Here is a 26,485-nt window from a genome sequence, read left to right as displayed (position 1 = left end):
GTGAATACAAGGCGATATACAACGGCATTCTTGAGGCATTACGGCGGCAAGCGGATGACGCCAACAAAGAGGCTGCAGGGATGAATAAGTATATGTTTCGATGGCCAATTCGAGTTTATTACGAAGACACGGACGCCGGCGGTGTGGTTTATCACGCCAGCTATGTCGCTTTTTATGAAAGAGCGCGCACGGAGATGCTGCGTCACCATCACTTCAGCCAACAGGTGCTGCTGGCGGAGCGGGTCGCCTTTGTGGTGCGCAAGATGACGCTGGAATACTATGCGCCTGCGCGGCTCGACGATATGCTTGAAGTTCAAACAGAAATTACGTCAATGCGTGGCACCGCTTTGGTTTTCACGCAACGCATTGTCAACGCAGAGAACACGCTGCTAAATGAAGCAGAGGTTCTGATTGTTTGCGTTGATCCACTCAAAATGAAGCCTCGTGCGCTTCCTAAGTCTATTGTCGCGGAGTTTAAGCAGTGACTGACATGAATATCCTTGATTTGTTCCTGAAGGCAAGCCTTCTGGTTAAACTTATCATGTTGATTTTGATTGGTTTTTCAATAGCATCCTGGGCCATCATTATCCAGCGAACGCGTATCCTGAACGCCGCTGCGCGTGAGGCGGAAGCGTTTGAAGATAAATTCTGGTCCGGAATCGAACTATCGCGTCTGTACCAGGAAAGCCAGGGGAGACGCGATAGTCTGTCGGGCTCGGAACAAATCTTTTATAGCGGGTTCAAAGAGTTTGTCCGGCTCCATCGCGCCAACAGCCATGCGCCGGAGGCAGTGGTAGAGGGGGCGTCGCGTGCGATGCGCATCTCCATGAACCGAGAGCTGGAAACGCTGGAAACGCATATCCCGTTTCTTGGCACGGTAGGCTCTATCAGTCCTTATATCGGTCTGTTTGGCACCGTATGGGGGATTATGCATGCGTTTATCGCCCTGGGCGCGGTAAAACAGGCGACTCTGCAAATGGTTGCGCCGGGTATTGCCGAAGCATTGATTGCCACGGCGATTGGTCTGTTTGCCGCCATCCCTGCGGTTATGGCTTACAACCGACTGAATCAGCGCGTGAACAAGCTGGAACTGAATTACGACAACTTTATGGAAGAGTTCACCGCGATTCTGCACCGCCAGGCGTTTACCGTAAGCGAAAGCAACAAGGGGTAAGCCATGGCCAGAACGCGTGGACGAGGTCGTCGCGAACTTAAGTCCGAAATCAATATTGTACCGCTGCTCGACGTACTGTTGGTGCTGCTGCTGATCTTTATGGCAACCGCGCCGATCATTACCCAGAGCGTGGAAGTCGACTTGCCGGAGGCGAATCAGTCGCAGGCGGTCAGTAGTAACGACGATCCACCGGTCATTATTGAGGTTTCCGGAGTAGGGCAATACAGCGTAGTGGTTGATAAAGATCGAATGGATCAACTGCCGTCTGAACAGGTGATCGCAGAAGTAAAGCGTCATCTGCAGGCTAATCCGAAAACAGTCTTTTTAATCGGCGGCGCGAAAGAGGTGCCGTACGATGAAATAATTAAAGCGCTGAACTTGTTACACAGCGCGGGCGTAAAATCGGTTGGCTTAATGACGCAGCCAATCTGAAGTCTGCGTCCCGTTGGCTTGAAAGACGGCGAGTAACAGGCGAACAGTTTTTTGGGAACCGAGAGTGTCAAAGGCAACCGAACAAAACGACAAGCTCAAACGGGCGATAATTATTTCAGCCGTGCTGCATATCATCTTATTTGCAGTGCTGATCTGGAGTTCGTTTGATGAGCATATAGAGGCTTCTGCCGGCGGCGGCGGCGGTTCCGCTATCGACGCGGTGATGGTCGATCCTGGCGCCGTTGTGCAGCAGTACAACCGTCAACAGGATCAACAGGCCAGCGCCAGACGCGCGGAAGAAGAGCGTAAAAAGCTGCAACAGCAGCAAGCAGAGGAGCTGCAGCAGAAGCAGGCTGCCGAACAGGAGCGGTTGAAACAACTTGAGAAAGAACGTTTAGCGGCTCAGGAGCAGCAAAAGCAGGCTGAAGAAGCGGCAAAACTGGCGCAACAGCAGCAGCAACAGGCCGAAGAAGCGGCGAAAGCGGCGGCGGACGCGAAGAAAAAAGCGGAGGCCGAGGCGGTGAAAGCGGCGGCGGACGCGAAGAAGAAAGCAGAGGCCGAAGCGGCGAAAGCGGCGGCGGATGCGAAGAAGAAAGCAGAGGCCGAAGCGGCGAAAGCAGCGGCGGACGCGAAGAAGAAAGCGGAAGCCGAGGCGGCGAAAGCGGCGGCGGATGCGAAGAAGAAAGCAGAGGCCGAGGCGGCGAAAGCAGCGGCGGAGGCGAAGAAGAAAGCGGATGCCGAGGCGGCGAAAGCAGCGGCGGACGCGAAGAAGAAAGCGGCTGCCGAAAAAGCCGCTGCTGAAAAAGCGGCCGCCGCAGAAGGCGTCGACGATCTGCTTGGCGATCTCAGCTCGGGTAAGAATGCGCCGAAAACCGGCGGCGGCGCGAAAGGGAATGGTCAGCCATCGAAAGATAGCGGTACATCGGGCGCTAACGGTGGGACGACAGGCGCTGATATCAGCGCCTACGCGAAACAGATTCAGGTCGCCATTCAGAGCCGTCTGTATGATGCGAGCCTGTATCAGGGCAAACAATGTGTCTTGCATATTAGCCTGGCGCCGGATGGCTCATTAAAAAGCATTACGTCTGAGGGCGGCGATCCGGCGCTTTGTCAGGCGGCGTTAATGGCGGCAAAAACCGCGAAAATTCCTAAACCGCCAAGCCAGGCTGTTTATGAGAAAATAAAGGATGCCAAACTAGACTTTAAACTGTAGATACTTTTCTTTATGGAAGTTGGAGCAGTTGAGTTGTTACTGGTCCTGGTGGTTTTGTGTATTTGAGTTTGTTAACATTCTGCTAAATTATCGTGGGTCGCAGGCCCAGGTATGGGAGATATGATGAAGCAGGCATTACGAGTAGCATTTGGTTTTCTGATGCTGTGGGCGGCGGTGCTGCACGCAGAAGTCCGTATCGAGATCACCCAGGGGGTGGACTCGGCGCGACCGATTGGCGTTGTGCCTTTTAAATGGGCCGGGCCGGGCGCTGCGCCTGAAGATATCGGCGGCATCGTGGCGGCAGATTTACGCAATAGCGGTAAATTTAATCCGTTAGACCGGTCCCGACTGCCGCAGCAGCCAGCCACCGCTCAGGAAGTTCAGCCTACCGCATGGTCTGCGCTGGGTATTGATGCCGTCGTCGTTGGACAGGTCACGCCGAATCCGGACGGTTCCTACAATGTTGCTTATCAGCTGGTTGACACTGGAGGTGCGCCGGGGACTGTACTGGCGCAAAACTCTTATAAAGTGAACAAGCAGTGGCTGCGTTATGCAGGTCATACCGCCAGTGACGAAGTCTTTGAAAAACTGACGGGCATTAAGGGCGCGTTCCGTACTCGTATCGCCTATGTGGTACAGACTAACGGCGGTCAGTTCCCGTATGAACTGCGTGTGTCGGATTACGATGGCTACAATCAGTTCGTAGTGCACCGTTCTCCGCAGCCGTTGATGTCTCCGGCGTGGTCTCCGGACGGCTCAAAACTGGCTTACGTGACATTTGAAAGCGGTCGCTCCGCGCTGGTTATCCAGACGCTGGCAAACGGCGCAGTGCGTCAGGTTGCGTCCTTCCCGCGTCACAACGGCGCGCCGGCCTTCTCGCCGGATGGGACGAAACTGGCGTTCGCGTTATCGAAAACCGGAAGTCTGAACCTGTACGTTATGGATCTCGCCTCCGGCCAGATTCGTCAGATAACGGACGGGCGTAGCAACAATACGGAGCCGACCTGGTTCCCGGACAGCCAGACTCTGGCCTTTACCTCTGACCAGGCTGGACGTCCGCAAGTGTATAAAATGAACATTAACGGCGGTGCGGCGCAGCGTATTACCTGGGAAGGTTCGCAAAACCAGGATGCGGATGTCAGCAGCGACGGTAAATTTATGGTAATGGTAAGCTCAAATAACGGGCAGCAGCACATTGCCAAACAAGATCTGGTGACGGGTGGCGTACAGGTTCTGTCGTCAACGTTCCTGGATGAAACGCCAAGTCTGGCACCTAACGGCACGATGGTAATCTACAGCTCTTCTCAGGGGATGGGATCTGTGCTGAATTTGGTTTCTACAGATGGGCGTTTCAAAGCGCGTCTTCCGGCAACTGATGGTCAGGTGAAATCGCCTGCCTGGTCGCCGTATCTGTGATAATAATTAATTGATTACTAAAGGAATTAAAGAAATGCAACTGAACAAAGTGCTGAAGGGCCTGATGATTGCCCTGCCTGTTATGGCAATCGCGGCATGTTCTTCCAACAAGAACGCCAGCAATGACGGTAGCGAAGGCGGCATGCTGAACGGCGCCGGCACTGGTATGGACGCTAACGGCAACGGCAACATGTCATCTGAAGAGCAAGCGCGTCTGCAGATGCAGCAGCTGCAGCAGAACAACATCGTTTACTTCGATCTCGACAAGTACGATATCCGTTCTGACTTCGCGGCAATGCTGGATGCGCACGCTAACTTCCTGCGTAGCAACCCGTCTTACAAAGTCACCGTAGAAGGTCACGCGGACGAACGTGGTACGCCTGAATACAACATCTCCCTGGGCGAACGTCGTGCAAACGCCGTTAAAATGTACCTGCAGGGTAAAGGTGTTTCCGCTGACCAGATCTCCATCGTTTCTTACGGTAAAGAAAAACCTGCCGTACTGGGCCACGACGAAGCGGCTTACGCTAAGAACCGTCGCGCTGTACTGGTTTACTAAGAGAATTGCATGAGCAGTAACTTCAGACATCACCTGTTGAGTCTGTCGTTACTGGTTGGCATAGCGGCCCCCTGGGCCGCTTTTGCTCAGGCGCCAATCAGTAGTGTCGGCTCAGGCTCGGTCGAAGACCGCGTCACTCAACTTGAGCGTATCTCTAACGCTCACAGCCAGCTTTTAACCCAACTTCAGCAGCAGCTCTCCGATAATCAGTCCGATATCGATTCTTTGCGCGGCCAAATCCAGGAAAATCAGTATCAACTGAATCAGGTGATGGAACGCCAGAAGCAAATTATGCTGCAGCTGGGGAGCTTAAATAATGGCGGCGCAGCGCAGCCAGCAGCTGGTGACCAGAGTGGGGCGGCAACCGCTGCGACCTCCGCTCCGGATGCCGGTACGGCAACCTCAGGGGCGCCGGTACAAAGTGGCGATGCGAATACCGATTACAATGCGGCAATTGCGCTGGTGCAGGATAAGTCTCGCCAGGATGATGCGATTGTGGCGTTTCAGAACTTCATCAAGAAATACCCTGATTCTACTTATCAGCCGAACGCCAATTACTGGCTGGGCCAGTTGAATTACAACAAGGGTAAAAAAGATGATGCCGCCTATTATTTCGCCTCGGTAGTAAAAAACTATCCTAAGTCGCCGAAGGCTGCGGACGCGATGTACAAAGTTGGCGTTATCATGCAGGACAAAGGTGATACGGCAAAAGCGAAAGCGGTTTATCAGCAGGTGATTAACAAATATCCTGGCACTGATGGCGCGAAACAGGCGCAAAAGCGTCTTAACGCGATGTAATGCGTACCATGCGACCAGAAAACGCCTTTTTTCTGGTCGCGTCGTGCGATTCCTAAGCAGTTGAGCCCCCTGCGTCGAAATTTTTGTTGCGCTCAAATCTGAAATCAGTAATATATGCCGCCGTTGCCACGGGATATTAAACAACTCGAAAGCAACGTAAAAGTGGGTCGTTAGCTCAGTTGGTAGAGCAGTTGACTTTTAATCAATTGGTCGCAGGTTCGAATCCTGCACGACCCACCACTAACTTCGGTTAGTCAGTAATATCCAGCGTAGTATCGGGTGATTAGCTCAGCTGGGAGAGCACCTCCCTTACAAGGAGGGGGTCGGCGGTTCGATCCCGTCATCACCCACCACTCGGGTCGTTAGCTCAGTTGGTAGAGCAGTTGACTTTTAATCAATTGGTCGCAGGTTCGAATCCTGCACGACCCACCAATTTAACATCAAACTCAGATGTTGAACGTGAAGGATAACGTTGCGTCAGCAACCTGTAGGGCGAGGCGAAGCCGAGTCATCCTGCACGACCCACCATCTTTAGATGGTCCGAGTAAAATCTTTCAGGCAGCACCCGTATGGGTCGTTAGCTCAGTTGGTAGAGCAGTTGACTTTTAATCAATTGGTCGCAGGTTCGAATCCTGCACGACCCACCAATATACAAGGTGGTAACTGGTAGAGAACGTGAAGGATAATGTTGCTTTAGCAACGGCCCGAAGGGCGAGGCGAAGCCGAGTCATCCTGCACGACCCACCATCCTGAATGATTGAAGCAGTAACCCTTATCCAAGGGGTCGTTAGCTCAGTTGGTAGAGCAGTTGACTTTTAATCAATTGGTCGCAGGTTCGAATCCTGCACGACCCACCAGTGTAAAAAGGCGCCCTAAAGGCGCCTTTTTGCTATCTGCAATATGAAGATTCGAACCTGCCGCAGGTTCGGGTCGAACGCAGTGAGACAACGGAGCCGTTTACGGCGACGGCCCGAAGGGCGAGCGAAGCGAGTCATCCTGCACGACCCACCAATTTAACATCAAACTCAGATGTTGAGCGTGAAGGATAACGTTGCGTCAGCGACGGCCCGTAGGGCGAGGCGAAGCCGAGTCATCCTGCACGACCCACCAATGTAAAAAGGCGCCCTAAAGGCGCCTTTTTGCTATCTGCAATATGGAAGATTCGAACCTGCCGCAGGTTCGGGTCTTGCCTGATGCGCTGCGCTTATCAGGCCTACAGACGGCACCGCTCACGTAGGCCAGATAAGACGTTACGCCGCCATCAGATACGGGGCTACGTAATTATTGTGACTTTCCTTATTGAATCAGCTATCTTGTTTAGCATATAAAACAAATTAACCGATTGTGGCGTTTATTACGCTTTCATTCGGTTGTTTCGTTAAGTCAGTAAAACGAGAAGCCACGATGAGCGTAATGTTTGACCCACAAGCCGCAATCTACCCGTTCCCGCCGAAACCAACGCCGTTGAACGACGATGAAAAGCAATTTTATCGTGAGAAAATCAAGCGGTTGCTCAAAGAGCGCAATGCCGTCATGGTGGCGCACTACTACACCGATCCGGAAATACAACAGTTAGCACAAGAAACCGGCGGCTGTATTTCCGACTCACTGGAAATGGCCCGTTTCGGCGCGAAGCACGCCGCATCCACGCTGCTGGTAGCGGGCGTACGGTTTATGGGGGAAACCGCCAAAATCCTCAGCCCGGAAAAGACCATTCTTATGCCTACCCTGGCGGCGGAATGTTCGCTGGATTTAGGCTGCCCAATAGACGAATTTAGCGCTTTTTGTGATGCGCATCCTGACAGAACCGTAGTGGTCTACGCTAACACCTCGGCTGCTGTTAAAGCGCGTGCGGACTGGGTTGTGACCTCCAGTATCGCCGTAGAATTGATTGAGCATCTGGATAGTTTGGGGGAAAAAATTATCTGGGCGCCGGACAGACACCTGGGGAATTACGTGCAAAAACAGACTGGGGCCGATGTACTGTGTTGGCAAGGGGCGTGTATCGTGCATGACGAGTTTAAAACCCAGGCGTTGACCCGTTTAAAAAAAATCTATCCCGATGCCGCTCTTCTGGTTCACCCTGAATCGCCGCAGTCCATTGTCGAGATGGCCGATGCGGTGGGCTCCACCAGTCAGCTTATTAAGGCGGCAAAAACGCTGCCGCACAGACAGCTTATCGTGGCGACCGATCGCGGCATCTTCTACAAAATGCAGCAGGCGGTGCCTGAAAAAGAACTGCTTGAAGCGCCCACGGCTGGCGAGGGGGCGACCTGCCGTAGCTGCGCGCACTGTCCGTGGATGGCGATGAATGGCCTGAAAGCCATTGCTGAAGGGCTGGAGCAGGGAGGCGCGGCGCATGAAATACAGGTTGATGCGGCGCTACGCGAGGGCGCATTACTGCCGCTCAACCGGATGCTGGATTTTGCGGCTACACTTCGGGCGTAAAGACGGAAATCTTTGGGGGAGAGAATGGATTTTTTTAGTACGCACAACATACTGATTCATATTCCGATTGGCGCTGGCGGGTACGATCTCTCGTGGATCGAAGCGGTAGGAACCATCGCCGGCCTGCTCTGTATTTGGCTTGCCAGTCTGGAGAAGATCAGCAACTACTTTTTTGGACTGGTTAACGTCACCCTGTTTGCGATTATTTTCTTTCAGATCCAGCTTTATGCCAGCCTGTTGCTGCAACTCTTTTTCTTTGCCGCCAATATTTATGGCTGGTATGCGTGGTCGCGGCAAACAAAGGATAATCAAGCCGAGCTTAAAATCCGCTGGCTGCCGTTGCCAAAAGCAATGGCATGGCTGGCGATATGTGTGATAGCTATCGGTTTGATGACGCGATATATCGATCCCGTATTCGCCGTCCTGACGCGCGTGGCCGTCGCCATTATGCAGATGCTGGGATTACAGGTGACAATGCCCGTACTGCAACCGGACGCCTTCCCGTTCTGGGACTCTTGCATGATGGTGCTGTCTATCGCGGCGATGATTCTGATGACACGCAAATATGTCGAAAACTGGCTCCTGTGGGTGATAATCAACGTGATCAGTGTGGTGATTTTTGCTTTGCAGGGCGTCTATGCGATGTCGCTGGAATATCTGATCCTGACATTTATCGCCGTGAACGGTAGCCGCCTGTGGATAAACAGCGCGCGGGAGCGAGGATCGCGCGCGCTTTCCCGTTAATGGTGATGAACATGCCCGGATGGCGTCTGATTCAGATGACAGTCCGGGCCGTGGCACACTTGATACTCCATTTGAATCGTAGCGTGCGCAATATGGTATTCGTGCATCAGGAAATCCTGGATACGTTCCAGCAGCGCATCATGGTCGTGTGGCGGAATGACCTGAGCGTGCAATGTCATGACCGGTTTTTCGCCGACCATCCAGACATGCACATGGTGTACGTTGCGGACTTCGGGGATTTCCCGGCTTAAATGGCGCTGTAAGGCATTAATATCCAGTGAAACCGGCGCGCCTTCCAGCAATTCGTTGACGCTATCTTTTAACAAACGCCAGGCGCTGCGTAACACCAGTACCGAAACCAGAATAGAGAGAATCGGGTCCGCTGGCGTCCAGCCCGTCCAGATAATGATCAACGCGGCGACTATTGCGCCGACGGAACCCAGCAAATCGCCCATCACATGTAGCGCGGCAGCGCGCACGTTCAGATTTTTTTCATCGCTTCCCCGATGGAGAATCCAGAATGCAAACAGGTTCGCCAGCAGACCCGCGACCGCAATCACCATCATCAGATTACCTGCCACCGGACGTGGCGTGTAAAAGCGCTCTATCGCTTCCCAGACAATGAGAAGGGTAATGACCACCAACGCAATGGCATTCACAAAGGCCGCCAGTGTGGTGAGTCTTAGCCAGCCAAAAGTGTGGCGAACAGTCGGGGGGCGACGGGAAAATTGAACCGCCAGCAGCGCAAAGAGAAGGGCCGCCGCGTCGGTGAGCATATGTCCCGCATCCGCCAACAACGCCAGAGAGCCGGAGAGTATCCCGCCCACCACCTCAAGGAGCATAAATCCGGCAGTGACGATAAAGGCGAAAAGCAGGCGACGAGCATTATTATCTTTCGGCAGGTGTGAATCGGCATGAGAGTGTGAGTGCGCCATAACGTCATTCCTTTGTTATTCTCATCAATACTGTAGACATCATACTGATTTTTCGCTGACAAAATAAAAAGGAGAGCGAAAGCTCTCCCGTTATCAGACTTTTTTCTGCATTACTGTGTGGTACCGTCGGTTTTGGTATTCACGTCATTATTGACGCCATTACCGGTTTCCACTTTTTTATTAATATCCGGGCAGCGACCGTCTTTACACATGGTATTTTTATGCTCTTCATCCTTGGTCATTCCGTCATGATTCATGGTTGAACCGTCTGGATGCTGCATCGTGCTGTTAGTATTGCCGTTGGTATTGATGTCGTTGTTATTCACATCATTCGGCGCAACATTCTGGCGGGCGTCCGGGGCAACCTGACCGGCATTTGCCGCCGAGTTCGCCTGGCCATTACTGGATTGCGCGTTAGATTCAGCAGCTAACGCTGCGCCGCTGGCAAGGCCGAGGGTAGCGGTCAGTAAAAGCGTAGTCAGTTTTGTCATTTTCATAAGATGCTCCTGTTATGGTGGATATGTCGGATAACCTCTTCCAACAGTGCACGTGTCAGTCAAATCCTCAAATAAGGGATAAAAAGCGTTCGCCGCCGCGGGTTAACGCAGCAGAGAATCTTGCAATAATTCATAAACAGAGTGGTTACAGTTAAAAAGTGTAGGTTAGATCCCATTTTTCGCTACATTTGTGCGTTTTTTTCCTGAATTCCAGGATTATTCCGTTCAAAGTGTAAAAGCCCGTTTACACTATTTAATTGAAGAGATAGATTGGAGGGATTGCATTCATTGGGATAAGTACGGCAACACTGGAATAAACATGAATTATCAGAACGACGATTTACGCATTAAAGAAATCAACGAGTTATTACCTCCGGTCGCGCTGCTGGAAAAGTTTCCCGCTACGGAAAATGCAGCGAATACCGTTGCTCACGCGCGCAAAGCCATCCATAAAATTCTCAAAGGCAATGACGATCGTCTGCTGGTGGTGATCGGTCCTTGTTCAATTCATGATCCGGCAGCGGCGAAAGAGTATGCCGCCCGTTTGCTGGCGCTACGCGATGAGCTTCAAGGCGAGCTTGAAATTGTCATGCGCGTCTATTTTGAGAAACCGCGTACTACCGTCGGCTGGAAAGGGCTGATTAACGATCCGCACATGGATAACAGCTTCCAGATTAACGACGGTCTGCGTATTGCGCGTAAACTGCTGCTGGATATTAACGACAGCGGCCTGCCTGCCGCCGGCGAATTCCTCGATATGATCACGCCGCAATATCTGGCCGATCTGATGAGCTGGGGTGCCATTGGCGCGCGGACTACTGAATCCCAGGTTCATCGCGAACTGGCGTCTGGCCTCTCTTGTCCGGTCGGTTTTAAAAATGGTACTGATGGCACGATTAAAGTCGCCATTGACGCCATCAACGCCGCCGGCGCGCCGCATTGCTTCCTCTCCGTCACTAAATGGGGTCATTCGGCGATTGTGAATACCAGCGGCAACGGCGACTGCCATATCATTCTGCGCGGCGGTAAAGCGCCAAACTATAGTGCGCAACATGTTGCTGAGGTGAAAGAAGGCCTCACCAAAGCGGGACTGACGCCGCAGGTCATGATCGATTTCAGCCATGCCAACTCCTGTAAGCAATTTCAAAAGCAGATGGAGGTTTGCGCCGATGTCTGTCAGCAGATAGCGGGCGGTGAAAAAGCGATTATTGGCGTGATGGTAGAGAGTCATCTGGTAGAAGGAAACCAGAGTCTGGAAAGCGGTCAGCCGCTGACCTACGGTAAAAGCATTACTGACGCCTGTATTGGCTGGGAAGATACCGATGCGCTGCTTCGTCAGTTGTCGGCAGCGGTAAAAGCCCGTCGTGGTTAATCTTCATTACGTCTTAAACCGGCCCGTAAGGCCGGTTTTTTATTTGGAAACCGGTGAGATAGGCCACCGTGTCATCAATCGAAATATAAATAAATATATAACGAAATAATTCGGCGCTATAATTCTCCTCTGATTAATAACGTAGCCCGAACCATGACCTGTCAGGACAAATCACTTTTAGCCCCCGCTCTCGCTTCCACGCCCGTCATTCCGCGCTATCGCCAGCTCATACGCAAACGGGCCGTGCTCATGTTAGCTATTGCGCTGGCGATGATGGCTTCACTGATGGTGGATGTAACCTGTGGGTCTTCTGGTTTACCGCTCAGTGCGCTGTGGCAGGCCCTTTTCCAGCCGGAAAAGGTGAATGCGGGCATACACGTTATTGTCTGGGATATTCGTTTACCCTATGCCCTGATGGCGCTGCTGGTAGGCATGGCGTTAGGGTTAGCGGGCGCCGAAATGCAAACCATTTTAAATAATCCGCTGGCGACGCCGTTTACCCTCGGCGTATCGTCCGCGGCGGCTTTTGGCGCTGCGCTGGCGATTGTGTTGGGGATCGGTATTCCCGGTATTCCTGCCGCCTGGTTTATCCCGGCCAATGCGTTCATCTTTGCGCTTTTATCCGCGTTACTCCTGGACGGTATTACCCGTTGGACAGGCGTCGCCGCATCCGGAGTGGTGTTGTTCGGTATTGCGTTGGTATTCACCTTTAACGCGTTGGTCGCCATTATGCAGTTTGTGGCTGATGAAGATACGCTGCAGGGGCTGGTATTCTGGACGATGGGGAGCCTGGTCCGCGCGTCGTGGGAAAAATTGGGCGTACTGGCCGTGGTGTTTATTGCTGTGCTTTTTTGCGCGTTACGAAGCGCCTGGCAACTCACGGCATTACGTCTGGGCGAAGAGAGGGCGATGAGCTTTGGGGTTCATGTCCGCCGTTTACGCCTGCTGTCATTGTTGCGTATCAGCTTGTTATCAGCGCTGGCGGTAGCTTTCGTCGGGCCGATTGGTTTTATTGGTCTCGTTGCGCCGCACATTGCGCGAATACTTTTGGGGGAAGATCACCGTTTCTACCTTCCGGGCAGCGTGCTGATAGGCGGGCTGGTGTTATCGCTGGCCTCTATTGCGGCGAAAAATAGTATTCCGGGCGTCATGGTGCCGGTGGGGATTGTCACCTCGCTGGTCGGGGTTCCGTTCTTTTTAAGCATTGTATTGCGACATCGGGGGAGTCTCTGATGCGCGGGTTAATGCTCCGCTCATTTAGCGCCGGCTATTCCACTCAGCCGGTTATTGCAGATCTCAACGTTCCCTTACTGCCGCGCGGGAAAATTACCATTTTGCTGGGGCCGAACGGCTGTGGTAAATCGACGTTACTACGTTCGCTGGCCGGGCTGAATAACGCCGACGGCGAGGCGCTGCTTGATGGCGAGGATCTCATGTCGTTATCGTTTGCCGAGCGGGCGCAGAAAGTTGTGTTTTTGCCGCAGTCATTACCGCAGGGCGTGCATCTGCATGTACTGGAGTCGATTATCGTGGTACTGCGGGCATCAGGCGGCAGAGACAATGCGCAGGGCAGAGCGCAGATACTGGCTATCCTTGAGCAATTGGGCATAACGCATCTGGCGTTGCAGTATCTCGACCAGCTTTCCGGCGGTCAGCGGCAGTTAGTGGGGCTGGCGCAATCGCTGATTCGTCGCCCTGAACTTCTGTTGCTGGATGAGCCGCTCAGCGCGCTGGATTTAAACTATCAGTTTCACGTAATGGATCTCGTGCGTCGGGATACCCAGGCGCAAAATAGGGTAACGATAGTCGTGGCGCATGACATTAATATTGCACTGCGTCATGGTGACCATGTCCTGATGCTAAAAGACGGCAGGCTGGTCGCCAGCGGCGCGCCGGAGACGGTGATTACTGCGGAGCGTCTGGCTGAAGTGTACCGGGTACGAGGACGCGTGGAGCGCTGTTCGCAGGGGAAATTGCAGGTGGTGCTGGACGGCGTGATCGCTGTTTAAGACATATTGCCTGATGGCGCTGCGCTTATCCGGCCTACCCATTGCTCGTAGGCCGGATAAGGCAGTTATACCGCCATCCGGCAAAGGTGATTACTTCGCTTTACCCTGATTCGCCACGGCAGCCGCTTTCGCGGCGATTTCGTCAGCGTTACCCAGATAGTAATGTTTGATCGGCTTGAAGTTTTCGTCGAACTCATACACCAGCGGCACGCCGGTCGGGATGTTTAACTCAAGAATCTCATCTTCACTCATGTTATCCAGGTATTTCACCAGCGCACGCAATGAGTTACCGTGAGCGGCGATGATCACGCGCTCACCGCTCTTCATACGCGGCAGGATGGTGTCGTTCCAGTAAGGAATAACGCGGTCGATGGTCAGCGCCAGACTTTCGGTCAACGGCAGCTCTTTCTCGCTCAGTTTGGCATAACGTGGATCGTGACCCGGATAACGCTCATCATCTTTAGTCAGTTCCGGCGGCGTCACGGCAAAACCGCGGCGCCACTGTTTAACCTGCTCGTCACCATATTTTTCTGCCGTTTCCGCTTTATTCAGCCCCTGCAACGCGCCATAGTGACGTTCATTGAGTTTCCAGGATTTTTCCACCGGCAGCCACGCCTGATCCAGTTCATCCAGTACGTTCCACAGCGTATGGATAGCGCGTTTCAGTACGGAAGTGTAGGCAAAATCAAAGCTGAAACCTTCTTCTTTTAGCAGTTTACCCGCTGCTTTTGCTTCGCTTACGCCTTTTTCAGACAGGTCAACATCATACCAGCCGGTGAAACGGTTCTCTTTGTTCCATTGACTTTCACCGTGACGTACCAGAACCAGCTTAGTTACAGCCATACTCTCACTCCTATAAATCATATGTAATGATAATAATTCTCATTATATTGCCGCGAGGTGTTGGCGGCAATGCTTACGCATAACCATAGCGAAAATAGTGGCGCAGTGTAAGGTTCTTGTGAACTCAGAGTTGCGATTTTGTCTTTAAGTGGTGGAGGTTTGAGCAGGGCAATGGCGCGTAGGCCCGATAAGCTTGCGTCATCGGGCATGTAGCGGCATATCGTTAGAACGGAATAAACTGATACTCGGTCAGGCTGGCGTACTCCTCGCCAGGGCGAAGGATACAGTCAGGCTGCGGCCATTCAGGATGATTCGGGCTGTCCGGCAGCAGTTCGCTCTCCAGCGCCAGCCCTTGCCAGTCGGCATAAGGTTCCGGCCCGCGGGAAGGTGTACCCGCCAGATAATTGCCGGAATAAAACTGTAGCGCCGGGGCGGTGGTGTAAACCATCATTTGTAGCTTTCCATCCTGTGACCACAGACGGGCCGCCGGCTTTTTGCCATCACCCTGCGTCTGTAGCAGGAAAGCATGATCGTAGCCTTTAACCTTGCGCTGATCGTCATCGGCGAGAAACTCGCTGGCAATGACTTTTGGCATCCGGAAGTCAAACGAGGTATTGGCTACCGATTTTAGCCCCTGGCGTGGAATACCGGATTCATCTACCGGCAGATACTCATCCGCCAGAATTTGCAGCTTATGTTGGCGCACGTCGGTCCGATCGCCGTCCAGATTAAAATAGACGTGGTTGGTCAAATTCACCGGACAGGGTTTATCGACCGTTGCCCGGTAAGTGATGGAGATTCTATTGTCATCGGTCAGACGATATTGCGCCGTGGCGCAAAGATGGCCGGGAAAACCTTGGTCGCCGTCATCAGAGGTGAGCGCGAATAATACCTGGCGATCGTTCTGGTTCACAATTTGCCAGCGGCGCTTGTCAAAGCCTTCCGGTCCGCCGTGTAGCTGGTTCTCGCCTTGGCTTGGGCTTAACTGTACGGTTTCGCCGGCAAACGTATAACGGCTATTGGCGATACGGTTCGCGTAACGGCCAATAGAGGCGCCGAGGAACGACGTCTGTTCAGGGTAGTGTTCCGGGCTGGCGCAGCCCAGTAATGCTTCCCGAACGCTGCCGTCAGACAGCGGTATACGGGCGGAAAGAAGAGTGGCTCCCCAGTCCATCAGCGTTACCACCATCCCTGCGCTGTTGCGCAGGGTTAGCAGGCGGTACGGTTGACCATCGGGGGCCAGTGCGGGCGTTTCATTTAGCACTGTCCTGCTCCTTGTGACGGTTTGCATACATAAAAGGTTTCTTTGATTCCGGTTTTCGCTTCGTACTGTTGCGCAACGGCCTGCTGAACAGCGGGAACCAGATCTTCCGGGATCAGCGCGACAACACACCCGCCAAAGCCGCCGCCGGTCATGCGCACGCCGCCTTGATCGCCGATGGTCGCTTTGACAATGTCTACCAGCGTGTCTATCTGCGGGACGGTAATTTCGAAATCATCGCGCATTGAGGCATGGGACTCCGCCATCAGTTGGCCCATACGTTGCAAATCACCTTTCTCCAGCGCGCTTGCCGCTTCAACGGTGCGCGCATTTTCGCTCAATACATGGCGAACGCGTTTTGCGACTACCGGGTCCAGTTCGCTGGCAACGGCATTGAACGCCTCAAGGCTGACATCGCGCAGGGCCGGCTGCTGGAAGAAACGGGCGCCGGTTTCGCACTGTTCACGGCGGGTATTATACTCGCTGCCCACCAGAGTGCGCTTAAAGTTACTGTTGATGATCACCACGGCCACACCTTTCGGCATGGAAACCGCTTTGGTGCCGAGCGTACGGCAATCAATCAGCAACGCATGATCTTTTTTGCCGAGCGCAGAGATGAGCTGATCCATAATGCCGCAGTTACAGCCGACAAACTGGTTCTCGGCCTCTTGTCCGTTGAGCGCAATTTGCGCGCCGTCCAGCGGCAGGTGATAAAGCTGCTGGAAGACGGTGCCCACCGCCACTTCCAGCGAGGCGGAGGAGCTTAACCCGGCACCCTGCGGCACATTGCCGCTGATGACCATATCCACGCCGCCAAACGCGTTGTTACGCTGTTGCAGATGTTTCACTACGCCGCGCACATAGTTAGACCACTGCTGGCTATCGTGGGTCACGATCGGCGCATCCAGTGAAAATTCGTCCACCTGATTGTCGTAATCGGCGGCAATCACCCGTACGGTACGATCGTCGCGCGGCGCACAGCTAATTACGGTCTGGTAATCGATAGCGCAGGGCAGAACAAAACCATCATTGTAATCAGTGTGCTCGCCGATCAGATTGACGCGGCCTGGCGCCTGAATCGTGTGGGTGGCAGGGTAGCCGAAAATTTCAGCAAACAGCGCGCGCGTTTTCTCTTTCAGATTCATTTTTATACTCCGGATTCGCGAAAATGGATGTCGCTGACCGCGCGCAGGCGTTCAGCCGCTTGTTCTGCGGTTAAATCACGCTGGGTTTCCGCCAGCATTTCATAGCCGACCATAAATTTGCGGACGGTCGCAGAGCGCAGCAGCGGCGGATAAAAGTGCGCGTGCAACTGCCAGTGTGCGTTTTCTTCACCGTTAAACGGCGCGCCGTGCCAGCCCATTGAGTAGGGGAAGGAACACTGGAACAGGTTATCATAACGACTGGTCAGCTTTTTCAACGCCAGCGCCAGAGAGTCGCGCTGCTCGTCGTTTAAATCGGTAATGCGCAGGACATGCGTTTTGGGTAACAGTAGCGTTTCGAACGGCCACGCCGCCCAGTAAGGCACCACCGCCAGCCAGTGTTCGGTTTCGACCACGGTGCGGCTGCCGTCCGCCAGTTCCCGCTGGACATAATCCACCAGCATTGGCGAGCGCTGCTCGGCGAAGTAGGCTTTTTGTAAACGATCTTCGCGTTCGGCCTCATTCGGCAGGAAGCTGTTGGCCCAGACCTGTCCATGTGGATGCGGGTTCGAACAGCCCATCGCTGCGCCTTTATTTTCAAAGACCTGCACCCACGGATAGGTTTTGCCTAACTCGGCGGTCTGCGTCTGCCAGGTTCTGACGATTTCCGTCAGCGCGGGCAGGCTCAACTCCGGCAGCGTTTTACTGTGATCGGGAGAAAAACAGATCACGCGGCTGGTGCCGCGCGCGCTCTGACAGCGCATCAGCGGATCGTGGCTGTCCGGCGCATCCGGCGTGTCGGCCATCAGCGCCGCGAAATCGTTAGTAAAGACGTAAGTCCCTTTGTAATCGGGATTTTTATCGCCGGTGACACGCGTATTGCCCGCACACAGGAAGCAGTCCGGATCGTGGGCCGGCAGCATTTGCTGAGACGGCGTTTCCTGCGCCCCCTGCCAGGGGCGTTTTGCGCGATGCGGCGAAACCAGAACCCACTGGCCGGTAAGCGGGTTATAACGGCGATGCGGATGATCGATGGGATTAAATGGGGTCATAACAACATCCTTAATCTGGGTATCCCTGCGGATGGCGTGACTGCCAGTGCCAGGTGTCCTGCGCCATTTCGTCAAGCGTGCGGGTGACGCGCCAGTTCAGCTCGCGATCGGCTTTGCTGGCATCCGCCCAATACGCCGGGAGATCGCCGTCGCGACGCGGCGCGAAGTGGTAATTAATGGGTTTACCGCAGGCTTTACTAAAGGCGTTGACCACATCCAGGACGCTACTGCCGACACCCGCGCCGAGGTTATAAATATGTACGCCGGATTTGTCCGCCAGTTTTTCCATCGCCACGACGTGCCCGTCGGCTAAGTCCATAACGTGAATGTAATCGCGTACGCCGGTGCCATCCTCGGTCGGGTAATCGTTGCCGAAAACGGCGAGCGATTCGCGACGACCCACGGCGACCTGGGCGATATAGGGCATCAGGTTATTCGGAATACCTTGCGGATCTTCTCCCATGTCGCCCGACGGGTGCGCGCCGACCGGATTGAAATAACGCAGCAGCGCAATACTCCACTCCGGCTGGGCTTTTTGCAGATCGGTGAGGATCTGTTCTACCATCAATTTACTTTTGCCGTAGGGGCTTTGCGGCGTGCCGGTAGGAAAACTTTCGACGTAAGGAATTTTGGGCTGATCGCCATAAACGGTGGCGGAGGAGCTAAAAATAAGGTTTTTAACGTTGGCCGCACGCATGGCGCTGACCAACCGCAGCGTACCGTTGACGTTGTTGTCATAGTACTCCAGCGGCCTGGCGACCGATTCGCCGACGGCTTTCAGGCCGGCAAAGTGAATCACGGTATCAATCGCGTGATCGTGCAGAATTTCGGTTATAAGCGCTTCGTTGCGAATATCGCCTTCGACAAAGGTCGGGTGCTTACCGCCCAGACGTTCAATAACGGGCAGCACGCTGCGCTTGCTGTTGCAGAGGTTATCGAGGATGACGACGTCATGACCATTTTGCAGCAATTGTACGCAGGTATGACTTCCAATGTAACCGCTACCACCTGTAACCAATACTCTCATAATTCGCTCCGTTAAGCCTATGGTATGGAATAACCATAGCATAACAAAGATGCGAAAAGTGTGACATGTAATAAATTAGTGGAATCGTTTACACGCTGGTGATTTTACGCATTTATATCAATTAAATGATTACAAATCATCTGGCTTGAGAATGCTTCTGCTTTTTATCCGAAAAAAAGGCGCGTTACGCGCCTGGGAATGAAACGGACGGGGCAGGAGCTGTCAGTCTTTTTTACGCGAGAGTAGCTTCCTGGCGAGCGCCCCGACAGCGACGACGCCGATGGCGGTCACTTTCCAGAATTTAAGTAACGCGATACCGAGCATAGCAAGCAGACCTACTTTTTTGGCCGCGATACCGCCAATCAGCGCGGCGAGCCCATACTCCGCTATTTTGTCCGTTGATTCGTTGAAGTCAGCGTAGCGTTGTCCAGGGTTGAACTTGACGGAACTGAGAATTCTTTTCGCCAGCGGGATTTCGTGGTCAACAGAACCTCTGTCGGTCACCAGATTTAAAGAAAAATAGCCTTCACGTCCCAGCAGATAGGTGTTGTAGTTCACGCCTTGTTCATTCAGTGGTTCGTTGGTGCCGATATCATGGATGGCGGCGGACCAGATCAGACGATGATTGGTTGCATCGTAGGTAGGCTTCTCGATCCAGCCAATAATTTCTATCGGCTCAATGCCTTTTGCAATACGATCTTTATTCGCTTCTTTTGTGCCTTTGCGCAGGTTATCCATTAATTCATCGGCATCCCAATTTTTTGCATCATCATCTTTTACATAACCAGAATCATCATATTCGATAGAAATAAATCCATTCATTTCCTTTTTAAATACGAGACCGTAAAAATATTCATCGTCAACATAGTTACCAATTTCACGCATAAATACCGCCGCTTCTTTTGCGGGTATCCAGGTAAATCCTTCCGGCAGATTAAGCGTGGCTTTATCACCTAAACTAATCTTTGTCGGACCCGCAACGGCGGCGCGACTCATGCCTTCAACAGCGACCTCAACGGCGGTTTTACGTGCTTCCTGCGCAGCGGTCGGCTTTTGCTCAGCATAACTGCCGGGGCAAAATAACATGGCTGCCAGTAAAAATAGTATTATTTGTGGAAAACGAAAAGCCATAATGAATCCCTTATATTCACATACGACATCATTGTCGAAAATTTCAGGATTATTATGACAATGAGGCGGTCAGCGATTCAAGAGATAGTAAGCTTATCGACCGTTATTATTATTCTTAATAAAAGGAGAGCGGTTCCAGAATGGCGCGCGGCGCCATTCTGATAATACATTTAATTATTGCATCGTCCGGAAACGTACTTATAGCTTTCGCCCTCTGGTACAAATTCCAGTCGGTGGGTAATACAGGCAGGCGCATCCTCTGCATGATGGGAAACGAACAGCAGTTGGGTCTCTCCCTGGCGAATTAATACATCCACAAAACGGCGTACCAGTTGGCGGTTCAGCGGATCCAACCCTTGCAGCGGTTCATCCAGAATCAACACTGTCGGATGTTTAACCAGCGCGCGCACGATCAGCGCCAGCCGCTGCTGTCCCCAGGAGAGACTGTGGAAAGGGGCATCCGCCGTGCGCTTATCGATTCCCAGAATATCCAGCCACTGTTGCGCCAGTTTTCGTTGCCTGTCTGAAACGGCCTGGTAAATGCCGATAGAATCGAAATAGCCGGAGAGAATGACATTGCGTACCGTGGTACTGACGCGGTAATCCAGATGTAAACTGCTGCTGACGTAGCCGATATGTTTTTTGATATCCCAGATTGTTTCGCCGCTTCCTCGCCGCCGCCCGAACAGCGTAAGATCGTTGCTGTAGCCTTGCGGGTGATCGCCAGTAATAAGGCTAAGCAATGTAGACTTACCCGCTCCGTTAGGACCGACGATCTGCCAGTGTTCGCCTGGATTTACTCGCCAGCTTAGGTGGTGGAGGATAGGGCGATCGTTATACGAGACTACGCCATCGTTAAGTACGATCCGTGGTTCGCCATCGGGTAACGCATGGCGGGCGGAAGGTTCGTCCGGTTCGGGTAATTGTACGTCGGTCAGACGCTCGCTGTGCGCGAGTTGAGCGACCAACGCCCGTTGCAGTAACTCTGTCGTCGTTCCGGTCTCCGCCAGCGTACAGTCGGCAAGCACGCCGGCAAACTGCACGAAGTCCGGGATCTCATCAAAACGGTTGAGTACCAGCGCCAGGGTCATACCCGCCTGGTTCAACGCCGTCAGGCGTTGCGCCAGTTGTTGACGGGCGGTCACGTCAAGTCCGTCGAACGGTTCATCAAGGATCAATAACTCCGGCTCAGACATCAGCGCCTGACACAGCAGCGCTTTTCGCGTCTCGCCGGTAGAAAGGTATTTAAAACGCCTGTTGAGTAAAGCGGAAATGCCGAACTGCTGCGCCAGCATCGCACAGCGGGCAGGATGGTGAACTTCATCCTGAATAATTTCCGCGGTAGTGCGCCCGGTATCGTCTTCGCCAGGACTGAGCATATCGGTGTTATTACGTTGCCACTCATCGCTGACCAGCTTTTGCAATTGTTCAAAGGACAGACGAGTAATGCGGGTAAACCGACACTGGCGCTCGCCTGTTAATAACGGCAGTTCACCCGCCAGCGCGCGGGCGAGCGCCGACTTCCCGCTCCCGTTAGCCCCAACGAATGCCCAGCTATCGCCCGCATTGAGCGTCAGCGAATCCAGATGAAGTGTTTTTGTATCGCTCAGACGAAACGTGCCTTGCGAAATTTGCAACGATGACATTTTGCATCCCATTTTTTGCAGCGATGAATGACAGGGATACGTCTTTCGGCAACGGATGTCAATGTGCTTAGCACAACGTTGCAATAATCACTCTGTCCGCATTAAACCAGGCAATCACGTCATCGCCTTCCTTTAACGTGGCGGCATCTGAAGTCGGTATCGTGGCGCACAGCGTCTGGCCGTCCGGCAGCGCCATCAACACTTCACACTGTTCCGCGCCGCGCTCGATATGGCTGATCGTTCCCGACAACTGATTGTCAGCGGCGCGCGCAACGGCTGCATCCCGGGTAATGCCAACCCACGGCGCTTTTAGCAGGATCAGCACTTCTTTACCTTCCTCCAGGCCGAGACGCTCGCCGCTTTGCGCCGTCAGCGCGACTTTAAGCCGCGTTTTGCCGTCGGCCAGCAGCACATCGACATGCTGTTGCACCTGATCGCGATCGCGGGCGGTAATGGTGCCGAACCACTGATTTCGGGCGCTGGTTTGCAGTGAAAAGCGGGAAATAGCGGCCAGCAGACTGTCAAGCGGCAGGGCGTCATCGTCGCTTAACACATCGAACGCTTTTTGCTGAATTTGGCCCAGCAAATCGTAAAGCTGGATCAGACGCTGACCATAGCGGGTTAATACCGCGCCGCCGCCGCCTTTGCCGCCCGTTGCGCGTTCAACCAGCATATGTTCACTAAGCTGGTTCATGTCGTTTATCGCATCCCAGGCGCTCTTATAGCTGATTCCCGCGTCTTTCGCGCCCTGACTAATCGAGCCGGAAAGCGCAATGTGTTTCAGCAGAGAGATACGTCGGGGATCGGCAAAAAGCTTTTGCTGAAGTTTCAGGGTAAGAAGGATTTCGGCCTGCATAACCAGCTCCTGGTAAAAAGACTATTGTGACTGAAAAGCGCGTCAGCGCAAAGCCGACCGCACAAAAGGGGAGTGCTTTTCTGTGTGATGCGGTTAAAATACAAAGAGGACTATATCTGGAGTTGCCCATGTTAGAGTTATTAAAAAGTCTGGTATTCGCCGTCATCATGGTACCGGTAGTGATGGCCATCATCCTCGGTCTGATTTACGGTCTGGGTGAGGTGTTCAACATTTTTTCCGGTATCGGTCAGAAAGACCAGTCCAGACAGAACCGCTGATTTCCCCAAACGCCCGCTCAGTCGGGCGTTTTTGTTACTCAAGATCCTGCTTTTCCTGCCGATATTTTCTGTGTTTAATCGTTAATGGGTATGAATAACCGCTGGGAAACCCCTGAGATTATCGTTATATTATCGTTTACATAACGAAACGCACAAGGAGTTACAGATGGCGCATTCCTGGTTACGCCTGGTCGCAGGGGCGACATTATCTTTCGTCATCGCTGGTCATGCGCTGGCGGATGAAGGCAAGATCACCGTATTTGCCGCCGCGTCGCTAACGAACGCGATGCAAGACATTGCGGCAGAATATAAAAAAGAGAAAAATGTGGATGTGGTCTCCTCATTCGCCTCCTCTTCAACGCTGGCGCGCCAGATAGAAGCGGGCGCGCCGGCGGATCTGTTCATCTCTGCTGACCAGAAATGGATGGATTACGCAGCCGATAAAAAAGCGGTGGATACCACGACGCGCGAAACATTGCTTGGCAATAGCCTGGTGGTGGTGGCGCCGAAAGCCAGCGAGCAAAAACCGTTTACCATCGACAACAAAACGGACTGGATTCGTCTGCTGAACGGCGGACGTCTGGCAGTGGGCGATCCGCAACACGTACCGGCGGGAATTTATGCCAAAGAAGCGCTGCAAAAGTTGGGCGCATGGCAAACGCTTGAACCGAAACTGGCGCCGGGCGAGGATGTGCGCGGCGCGTTGGCGCTGGTCGAACGTAACGAAGCGCCTTTGGGCATTGTATACGGTTCTGATGCGGTCGCCAGCAAGGGGGTCAACGTGGTGGCGACGTTCCCGGAAGATTCACATAAAAAAGTGGAATACCCCATCGCTATCGTGGAGGGGCATAAAAATGCGACCGTCAGCGCGTTCTATGATTACCTGAAAGGACCGCAGGCCTCGGCAATCTTTAAACGTTATGGATTTACGACGAAGTAATGATACTGACCGATCCAGAATGGCAGGCTGTCCTTCTTAGCCTGAAAGTGTCTTCCCTGGCCGTGCTGTTTAGCCTGCCGTTTGGGATCTTTTTTGCCTGGTTACTGGTGCGATGCCGGTTTCCGGGCAAAGCCTTACTTGATAGCGTCCTGCATCTGCCGCTGGTGCTGCCGCCGGTGGTGGTCGGCTATCTGCTGCTGGTGTCGATGGGGCGACGCGGATTTATTGGCCAGTGGCTGTATGACTGGTTCGGTCTCACGTTTGCCTTTAGCTGGCGCGGCGCCGTGCTGGCGGCGGCGGTGATGTCCTTCCCGCTGATGGTGCGGGCCATTCGGCTGGCGCTGGAGGGGGTGGATATCAAGCTTGAACAGGCCGCCAGAACGCTGGGCGCCGGGCGCTGGCGCGTTTTTCTGACTATCACCTTACCGCTTACCCTGCCGGGTATTATTGTTGGTACGGTGCTGGCGTTTGCCCGTTCGCTTGGCGAATTTGGCGCGACCATTACCTTTGTTTCCAATATTCCGGGCGAAACCCGCACCATACCTTCCGCCATGTATACTTTGATTCAGACGCCTGGCGGGGAGAGCGCGGCGGCGAGGCTGTGCGTGATTTCGATTGTATTAGCGCTGATTTCGCTGTTGATTTCTGAATGGCTGGCGCGGATTAGCCGTGAACGGACGGGGCGCTAACCATGCTGGAGCTTAATTTTTCCCAGACGCTGGGAACGCACTGTTTAACCCTCAACGAAACGCTGCCAGCCAGTGGGATCACGGCTATCTTTGGCGTCTCCGGCGCGGGAAAAACCTCGCTGATTAATGCCATCAGCGGTTTGACTCGCCCGCAAAAAGGACGCATCGCGCTGAATGGTCGGGTGTTGCATGACGCGGAAAACGGTATCTGTTTAACGCCGGAAAAGCGCCGCATCGGTTATGTTTTCCAGGATGCGCGCCTGTTCCCCCATTACAAAGTACGCGGCAATTTGCGCTACGGTATGGCGAAAAGCATGACCGGTCAGTTTGATAAGCTGGTGTCGCTGCTGGGAATTGAAGCGTTGCTTGATCGCCTGCCGGGGAGCCTGTCCGGCGGAGAAAAACAGCGCGTAGCGATAGGCCGGGCATTGCTCACCGCCCCGGAGTTGCTGCTGTTGGACGAACCGTTGGCCTCGCTGGATATCCCGCGAAAACGCGAATTACTGCCGTACCTGCAACGGCTGGCGCGGGAAATCAATATTCCCATGCTGTATGTCAGCCATTCTCTCGATGAAATTCTCCACCTGGCGGATAAAGTCATGGTGCTGGAGGATGGACAGGTTAAAGCGTTTGGCCCGCTGGAGGAGGTCTGGGGAAGCAGCGTTATGCACCCGTGGCTGCCGAAAGAGCAACAGAGCAGTATTCTGAAAGTCAGCGTGCTGGAGCATCACCCGCATTATGCCATGACCGCTCTGGCGCTTGGCGACCAGCACCTGTGGGTAAATAAACTCAATCAGCCGCTGCAATCCACACTGCGTATTCGTATACAGGCGTCGGATGTCTCGCTGGTACTACAGCCGCCGCAGCAGACCAGTATCCGCAACGTATTGCGGGCAAAAGTGGCGAATTGTTATGACGATAACGGACAGGTGGAAGTCCAGCTTGAGATAGGCGGCAGAACGCTGTGGGCGCGAATAAGCCCGTGGGCCAGGGATGAGCTGAATATCAAGCCTGGCCTGTGGCTTTACGCGCAGGTGAAAAGCGTTTCTATCACCGCCTGACTATAGCAGGTGGGTGTAAATAAATTTGGCGATGCTATCGGTAGTGTTATCGCCGATCACAACGTCAGCGCGCGCTTTCACCGCCTCATCGGCGTTGCCCATCGCAACGCCGGTGCCTGCCGCCTCCAGCATACTGATGTCGTTGTAGTTATCGCCGAAAGCGATCACATTTTTCATTGACCCTCCCTGCGCTTCTATCCACTGGGTAAGGCGCTTGCCTTTACTGTTGCCTTTGCGCGCGATATCCACCTGATCGTGCCATGACCATTCGCACTCCAGGCCAAGCGCCTGTTCAACATGCTGACCGAACCGCTGTAGTCTGGGAATATCTTCATCGGTAAGCGCAAACTTCCACACGGCATTCACGTCGCGCGCCGCCTGCGCCAACGAAGAGACCTGTGTAAAGGTCGGACGTTGCTCCGGCGGCAAGGTCTGCGCCCACCGGGAGGTACGCACGACGTGACCGGTTGGGTGTTCGTAAAGCATAGCGTCATCAACATACATCAGGCCGTGAATCTGATGCTCATCCAGTAAATCAATCAACTGCAACGCCTTATCCACGGGCATAGGATCGGCATCCAGGACAGTTTTAGCTTGATAATCATACAAATAGGTGCCGTTGCAGCAAATAGCAGGTGTTTCCAGCGCCAGCGCCTGATAAAAAGGATGAATAGCAACGTGATGGCGACCAGTGACAATGATAAGTTGAAAGCCCGCCTCTTTGGCGCGTGATAGCGCGTCAAGCGAGGAGGGGAGTAAGGTTTTATGCGGGGTTAATAACGTTCCGTCTAAATCGAGGGCAATCACGCGTGCAGTCATAATTTTTTCCAGATTAAGAGTAATAATTCCGTCTGTCGGCATGGTACACCGGGACGGTAAGCAGACAAAATTCTGCGTCTGAATTCAGCATTCGCCGTCAAAAGCGACTACGTTAAGCTGTGTCCTGTTATTGCAGCTACATG

General features: G+C 53.4%; 27 protein-coding genes, 5 tRNA genes and 1 other RNA gene. 22 read left to right on the top strand and 11 right to left on the bottom strand.

The window, feature by feature from the left end; translation table 11 throughout:
- The first annotated feature begins 80 nt into the window (after positions 1-80).
- The 15 genes from ybgC to pnuC all read left to right on the top strand — a co-directional run bounded on the left by ybgC (position 81) and on the right by pnuC (position 8,784).
- Entirely contained in the window at positions 81-485 is a 405-nt protein-coding gene (gene ybgC / locus ACLJPE_RS07490; RefSeq protein ID WP_001046240.1) for a tol-pal system-associated acyl-CoA thioesterase, read from the top strand.
- Positions 482-1,174: a Tol-Pal system protein TolQ gene (tolQ, locus tag ACLJPE_RS07485; protein WP_000131318.1), complete on the top strand. Its 693-nt coding sequence runs from the start codon at positions 482-484 to the stop codon at positions 1,172-1,174. The genes ybgC and tolQ overlap by 4 nt, the downstream gene beginning before the upstream one ends.
- Positions 1,175-1,177: 3 nt before the next feature.
- Positions 1,178-1,606 (top strand): colicin uptake protein TolR, encoded by a 429-nt coding sequence (gene tolR, locus ACLJPE_RS07480; RefSeq protein ID WP_000124676.1) that lies wholly within the window; start codon positions 1,178-1,180, stop codon positions 1,604-1,606.
- Between the two features lie 64 nt (positions 1,607-1,670).
- Positions 1,671-2,819, top strand: coding sequence for a cell envelope integrity protein TolA (gene tolA / locus ACLJPE_RS07475; RefSeq protein ID WP_080073462.1), 1,149 nt, complete (start codon positions 1,671-1,673; stop codon positions 2,817-2,819).
- Between the two features lie 123 nt (positions 2,820-2,942).
- Complete coding sequence (gene tolB, locus ACLJPE_RS07470; RefSeq protein ID WP_001562341.1) at positions 2,943-4,235, top strand: Tol-Pal system beta propeller repeat protein TolB; 1,293 nt, start codon at positions 2,943-2,945, stop codon at positions 4,233-4,235.
- A 34-nt stretch (positions 4,236-4,269) separates the two neighbouring features.
- Positions 4,270-4,794 (top strand): peptidoglycan-associated lipoprotein Pal, encoded by a 525-nt coding sequence (gene pal, locus ACLJPE_RS07465; protein WP_001176621.1) that lies wholly within the window; start codon positions 4,270-4,272, stop codon positions 4,792-4,794.
- A gap of 9 nt (positions 4,795-4,803) precedes the next feature.
- Complete coding sequence (gene cpoB, locus ACLJPE_RS07460; RefSeq protein WP_000097551.1) at positions 4,804-5,592, top strand: cell division protein CpoB; 789 nt, start codon at positions 4,804-4,806, stop codon at positions 5,590-5,592.
- A gap of 164 nt (positions 5,593-5,756) precedes the next feature.
- Positions 5,757-5,832, top strand: a tRNA-Lys gene (locus ACLJPE_RS07455).
- A 37-nt stretch (positions 5,833-5,869) separates the two neighbouring features.
- Positions 5,870-5,945 (top strand) — tRNA-Val (locus ACLJPE_RS07450).
- Between the two features lie 3 nt (positions 5,946-5,948).
- A tRNA-Lys gene (locus ACLJPE_RS07445) sits at positions 5,949-6,024 on the top strand.
- Positions 6,025-6,163: 139 nt separating this feature from the next.
- Positions 6,164-6,239, top strand: a tRNA-Lys gene (locus tag ACLJPE_RS07440).
- Between the two features lie 134 nt (positions 6,240-6,373).
- Positions 6,374-6,449 (top strand) — tRNA-Lys (locus tag ACLJPE_RS07435).
- 29 nt (positions 6,450-6,478) lie between these two features.
- A non-coding RNA gene (locus tag ACLJPE_RS07430) (RtT sRNA) lies at positions 6,479-6,603 on the top strand.
- Positions 6,604-6,996: 393 nt separating this feature from the next.
- Positions 6,997-8,040 carry a quinolinate synthase NadA gene (nadA, locus tag ACLJPE_RS07425; protein ID WP_024797675.1) on the top strand — a complete coding sequence of 348 codons (1,044 nt, stop codon included), beginning with the start codon at positions 6,997-6,999 and terminating at the stop codon, positions 8,038-8,040.
- A gap of 24 nt (positions 8,041-8,064) precedes the next feature.
- Entirely contained in the window at positions 8,065-8,784 is a 720-nt protein-coding gene (gene pnuC / locus ACLJPE_RS07420) for a nicotinamide riboside transporter PnuC (RefSeq protein WP_000345365.1), read from the top strand.
- Here the strand turns inward: pnuC and zitB are convergent.
- Positions 8,781-9,719, bottom strand: coding sequence for a CDF family zinc transporter ZitB (gene zitB / locus ACLJPE_RS07415; RefSeq protein WP_000951250.1), 939 nt, complete (start codon positions 9,717-9,719; stop codon positions 8,781-8,783). The genes pnuC and zitB overlap by 4 nt on opposite strands.
- 110 nt (positions 9,720-9,829) lie before the next feature.
- Positions 9,830-10,216 (bottom strand): YbgS-like family protein, encoded by a 387-nt coding sequence (locus tag ACLJPE_RS07410; protein WP_000784380.1) that lies wholly within the window; start codon positions 10,214-10,216, stop codon positions 9,830-9,832.
- Between the two features lie 319 nt (positions 10,217-10,535).
- Here ACLJPE_RS07410 and aroG point away from each other — a divergent pair, with 319 nt between their 5' ends.
- The 3 genes from aroG (at position 10,536) to ACLJPE_RS07395 (ending at position 13,597) form a co-directional block, all read left to right on the top strand.
- Positions 10,536-11,588 (top strand): 3-deoxy-7-phosphoheptulonate synthase AroG, encoded by a 1,053-nt coding sequence (aroG, locus tag ACLJPE_RS07405; RefSeq protein ID WP_001109234.1) that lies wholly within the window; start codon positions 10,536-10,538, stop codon positions 11,586-11,588.
- 153 nt (positions 11,589-11,741) lie between these two features.
- Positions 11,742-12,821 carry a FecCD family ABC transporter permease gene (locus ACLJPE_RS07400; RefSeq protein ID WP_039512982.1) on the top strand — a complete coding sequence of 360 codons (1,080 nt, stop codon included), beginning with the start codon at positions 11,742-11,744 and terminating at the stop codon, positions 12,819-12,821.
- Complete coding sequence (locus ACLJPE_RS07395) at positions 12,821-13,597, top strand: ABC transporter ATP-binding protein (protein WP_001214710.1); 777 nt, start codon at positions 12,821-12,823, stop codon at positions 13,595-13,597. Before ACLJPE_RS07400 ends, ACLJPE_RS07395 begins: the two co-directional genes overlap by 1 nt.
- 90 nt (positions 13,598-13,687) lie before the next feature.
- Here the strand turns inward: ACLJPE_RS07395 and gpmA are convergent, their stop codons facing one another.
- The 8 genes from gpmA to modE form a co-directional block, all read right to left on the bottom strand.
- On the bottom strand, positions 13,688-14,440 hold the full coding sequence (gene gpmA, locus ACLJPE_RS07390) for a 2,3-diphosphoglycerate-dependent phosphoglycerate mutase (RefSeq protein WP_000301554.1): 753 nt from the start codon (positions 14,438-14,440) through the stop codon (positions 13,688-13,690).
- Between the two features lie 223 nt (positions 14,441-14,663).
- The gene (gene galM / locus ACLJPE_RS07385) at positions 14,664-15,704 is read right to left on the bottom strand and encodes a galactose-1-epimerase (RefSeq protein ID WP_000931428.1); all 1,041 of its coding nucleotides are present in this window, start codon (positions 15,702-15,704) and stop codon (positions 14,664-14,666) included.
- Complete coding sequence (gene galK / locus ACLJPE_RS07380; RefSeq protein WP_001049369.1) at positions 15,698-16,846, bottom strand: galactokinase; 1,149 nt, start codon at positions 16,844-16,846, stop codon at positions 15,698-15,700. Before galK ends, galM begins: the two co-directional genes overlap by 7 nt.
- 2 nt (positions 16,847-16,848) lie before the next feature.
- Positions 16,849-17,895: a galactose-1-phosphate uridylyltransferase gene (gene galT / locus ACLJPE_RS07375; protein WP_000187471.1), complete on the bottom strand. Its 1,047-nt coding sequence runs from the start codon at positions 17,893-17,895 to the stop codon at positions 16,849-16,851.
- A 10-nt stretch (positions 17,896-17,905) separates the two neighbouring features.
- The gene (gene galE / locus ACLJPE_RS07370) at positions 17,906-18,922 is read right to left on the bottom strand and encodes a UDP-glucose 4-epimerase GalE (protein WP_001265465.1); all 1,017 of its coding nucleotides are present in this window, start codon (positions 18,920-18,922) and stop codon (positions 17,906-17,908) included.
- Between the two features lie 222 nt (positions 18,923-19,144).
- On the bottom strand, positions 19,145-20,053 hold the full coding sequence (locus tag ACLJPE_RS07365; RefSeq protein ID WP_000885516.1) for a DUF2167 domain-containing protein: 909 nt from the start codon (positions 20,051-20,053) through the stop codon (positions 19,145-19,147).
- Between the two features lie 170 nt (positions 20,054-20,223).
- Complete coding sequence (modF, locus tag ACLJPE_RS07360; RefSeq protein WP_039512985.1) at positions 20,224-21,699, bottom strand: molybdate ABC transporter ATP-binding protein ModF; 1,476 nt, start codon at positions 21,697-21,699, stop codon at positions 20,224-20,226.
- A gap of 67 nt (positions 21,700-21,766) precedes the next feature.
- Positions 21,767-22,555, bottom strand: coding sequence for a molybdenum-dependent transcriptional regulator (gene modE / locus ACLJPE_RS07355; protein ID WP_001147418.1), 789 nt, complete (start codon positions 22,553-22,555; stop codon positions 21,767-21,769).
- A gap of 128 nt (positions 22,556-22,683) precedes the next feature.
- On the opposite strand from modE, the gene ACLJPE_RS07350 reads away from it, so the two are divergent.
- From ACLJPE_RS07350 to modC, 4 genes are all read left to right on the top strand, one after another.
- Positions 22,684-22,833: an AcrZ family multidrug efflux pump-associated protein gene (locus tag ACLJPE_RS07350; protein WP_000891513.1), complete on the top strand. Its 150-nt coding sequence runs from the start codon at positions 22,684-22,686 to the stop codon at positions 22,831-22,833.
- Between the two features lie 166 nt (positions 22,834-22,999).
- Positions 23,000-23,773 carry a molybdate ABC transporter substrate-binding protein gene (gene modA, locus ACLJPE_RS07345; RefSeq protein WP_000951416.1) on the top strand — a complete coding sequence of 258 codons (774 nt, stop codon included), beginning with the start codon at positions 23,000-23,002 and terminating at the stop codon, positions 23,771-23,773.
- Positions 23,773-24,462: a molybdate ABC transporter permease subunit gene (modB, locus tag ACLJPE_RS07340; protein WP_000604026.1), complete on the top strand. Its 690-nt coding sequence runs from the start codon at positions 23,773-23,775 to the stop codon at positions 24,460-24,462. Before modA ends, modB begins: the two co-directional genes overlap by 1 nt.
- 2 nt (positions 24,463-24,464) lie before the next feature.
- Positions 24,465-25,523: a molybdenum ABC transporter ATP-binding protein ModC gene (gene modC, locus ACLJPE_RS07335; protein ID WP_000891710.1), complete on the top strand. Its 1,059-nt coding sequence runs from the start codon at positions 24,465-24,467 to the stop codon at positions 25,521-25,523.
- Here modC and ACLJPE_RS07330 read toward each other — a convergent pair whose 3' ends face one another.
- A complete protein-coding gene (locus ACLJPE_RS07330; protein ID WP_001748281.1) occupies positions 25,524-26,342 on the bottom strand; it encodes a pyridoxal phosphatase in 819 nt (272 codons plus the stop codon).
- Positions 26,343-26,485 lie beyond the last annotated feature (143 nt).

Origin of the sequence: Salmonella sp. SAL04196 (assembly GCF_046550835.1) — a bacterium.
GTDB lineage: Bacteria > Pseudomonadota > Gammaproteobacteria > Enterobacterales > Enterobacteriaceae > Salmonella > Salmonella enterica.
This window is presented reverse-complemented; position numbering and strand designations above follow the sequence as displayed.